Consider the following 1,181-nt stretch of genomic DNA (forward strand, 5'->3'; position numbering starts at 1 on the left):
ACCCGGCACACGGCCCCCGGCTCCGCCGCAACCGAACTCGAGCCCCCGCGAGGCCGACGCGGTGCGTCCTCGCGGGGGCTCGAGTTCGGTTGCGGCGGAGCCGGGGGCCGTGTGGCGGGGCAGGCCGGGCGGCGGGCGGCGAGGGCGGGCTTCAGGAGGTCGCGGACCTTGGCGGAGGGGGCGGCGGGGCGGGGTCTCTTGCCGCCGCTCCCTTCGGTGGGCCCGGTTTGTTCACACCCCCCGCGAGGACGACGCGGTGCGTCCTCGCGGGGGCTCGAGTTCGGTTGCGGCGGAGCCGGGGGCCGTGTGCCGGGTCAGGCCGGGAGGTGGGCGGCGAGGTCGGGCTTCAGCAGGTCGCGGACCTTGGCGTAGGGGGCGGCGAGGCGGGTTTTCATGCAGCCGCTCCCTTCGGTCGACCAGTTCAGTACCAACCGGTCGGGAGCGAAGAAGACCGTCGCGGCGGGCGGGATCTGTTCCGGGGAGATGCCTTCCGGGCTCTGCTCGGGGAAGAAGTCGGAGCGTTCCGGCGGCTGGTTCCGCGCGCAGCCGTTCGGGCCCCACATGTGGGTGACGGTTTCATCGGTCACGTAGGCCAGTCGGTCGAGCAGCGTGCTGATCCCGGTCGGGGTGAGGGTGTCGGGCTTGAAGATGTCGTCGGCCGTGTAGGCGCGGCCCGTCTCCGCGTCCACGGTGACCGCCCAGCCCGCGAGCTCACCGTCCGCGGGGAAGCACAGGACGGACTTGTTGTCGGGATAGAGCACGGAGATCAGGGACGAGTTCCTGATACCGATCCGTGCGGTCAGCTCCACAACGGCGTCCTGGGTGCAACCGGTTCCCATCTGCTGCGTCATGGCCCGGACCCGCTGGATCGTCCAGTCGACCGGGGAGCGGAGCGCCTGGTTGATCCGCTGCTCGACGGCGGGGTCGCGGTGGCCGCTGACGCGCACGTACTGCGAGCGCACCACCATCGGCAGGCCGTCCATCCGCTGGTTCTGGACGGCGACCGCCGCGGCGGCCGGGCGGGTCGGCGGCTGCTCGGGGGGCGTGTCGCGGCCGACGGCGTAGGCGCTCACGCCGCCGCCGACGAGCGCGGCCCCCGCGACGCCGACGGCGATCTTCCCGCCCACGCTCGCGAAGAACCCGGCCGCCGACGCGCCGCCCCCGGCCCCCGCGGCCGTCCC

1 protein-coding gene is annotated in these 1,181 nt (G+C 74.1%); it reads right to left on the minus strand.

Going from position 1 to position 1,181, the window contains the following annotated elements; all coding sequences use genetic code 11:
• Positions 1-314: 314 nt before the first annotated feature.
• Positions 315-1,181: hypothetical protein (locus DMH08_RS40710; protein ID WP_158642474.1), on the minus strand; the 867-nt coding region annotated here is incomplete at its 5' end.

It is taken from the genome of Actinomadura sp. WAC 06369, assembly GCF_003947565.1.
GTDB classification, from domain to species: domain Bacteria; phylum Actinomycetota; class Actinomycetes; order Streptosporangiales; family Streptosporangiaceae; genus Spirillospora; species Spirillospora rifamycini.